Raw genomic sequence first — 1324 nt, 5'->3', positions numbered from 1 at the left:
ACCATCGGCTTTCCCACCGCCCCTATCGGCCAGGGCACAGCAACGCTGAATACCTTTAATGGTGCTCAAGCTTCTGCAGGTAACGGCAACCTGGCGCTGCAGCCTTCGACCCTGAGCCTGAGCGCCACCCCGAGCATCACCGAAGCCGGGGGCGTGCTGACGTATACCGCCACCGTGACCCAGGCCGGCACCAGCGACTTGACCATCACCCTGTCCAACGGCGCGGTGATCACCATCCCATCCGGCCAACTGACCGGCACCGTCAACGTGCCCCTGGCGCCTAACGACAGCCCGTACCTCGACGCCAGCCAGATCAGCGTCAACGTCACCGGCATCACCGGCGGCAACAACCTGGTACTGACCCTCGACCCTAACCCGGCCGTGACGCAGATTACCGACACCATCGACACCACCACCGTGACCTTGACGGCTGGTTCGAACGTGACTGAAGGTGGCCAGATCACCTACACCGCGACCTTGACCAACCCGGCACAAACCCCGGTGAACGTCACCTTGAGCAATGGCTCGGTGATTACCATCAAGGCGGGGGAATCGACGGGTACTGTGGTTGTCGATACCCCGGTCAATGACGTCTACGTTAATGGCTCGACCGTCAGCACCACTATTACAGGCGCTACCGGCGGCAACTTTGAAAACCTGGTGCCGAGCACGACGCCTGCGGTCACCACCATTACTGATGTGGTCGATACCACCACTGTCACGCTGACGGCCGGTTCCACCGTGACCGAAGGCGGTCAGATCACTTACACCGCGACATTGACCAACCCGGCGCAAACCCCGGTGAGCGTCACCTTGAGCAATGGCTCGGTGATTACCATCAAGGCAGGTGAGTCGACGGGTACGGTCGTGGTCGACACACCGCCGAACGATGTCTACGTTAATGGCAGCACCGTCAGCACCACTATTACAGGCGCAACCGGCGGCAACTTTGAAAACCTGGTGCCGAGCACCACGCCTGCGGTCACCACGATTACTGATGTGGTCGATACCACCACTGTCACCCTGACGGCCGGTTCGACCGTGACGGAAGGCGGTCAGATCACTTACACCGCGACATTGAACAACCCCGCGCAGACGCCGGTGAGCGTTACCTTGAGCAATGGCTCGGTGATTACCATCAAGGCGGGTGAGTCCACAGGTACTGTGGTTGTCGATACCCCGGCCAATGACGTCTACGTTAACGGTTCGACCGTCAGCACCACTATTACCGGCGCAACCGGCGGCAACTTTGAAAACCTGGTGCCGAGCACCACGCCTGCGGTCACCACGATTACTGATGTGGTCGATACCACCACTGTCACGC

General features: G+C 60.3%; 1 protein-coding gene. It reads left to right on the top strand.

Annotated features, from left to right (window positions below; translation table 11 throughout):
• A partial coding sequence (locus BFP96_RS31470; protein ID WP_256549189.1) for an immunoglobulin-like domain-containing protein occupies positions 1–1324 on the top strand: 1324 nt, incomplete at both ends.

The sequence above is a fragment of the Pseudomonas sp. 34 E 7 genome (assembly GCF_900005715.1).
GTDB classification, from domain to species: Bacteria; Pseudomonadota; Gammaproteobacteria; order Pseudomonadales; family Pseudomonadaceae; genus Aquipseudomonas; species Aquipseudomonas orientalis_A.
Note: the sequence above shows the minus strand (reverse complement) of the source record. Positions and strands in the feature narration are given on the sequence as shown.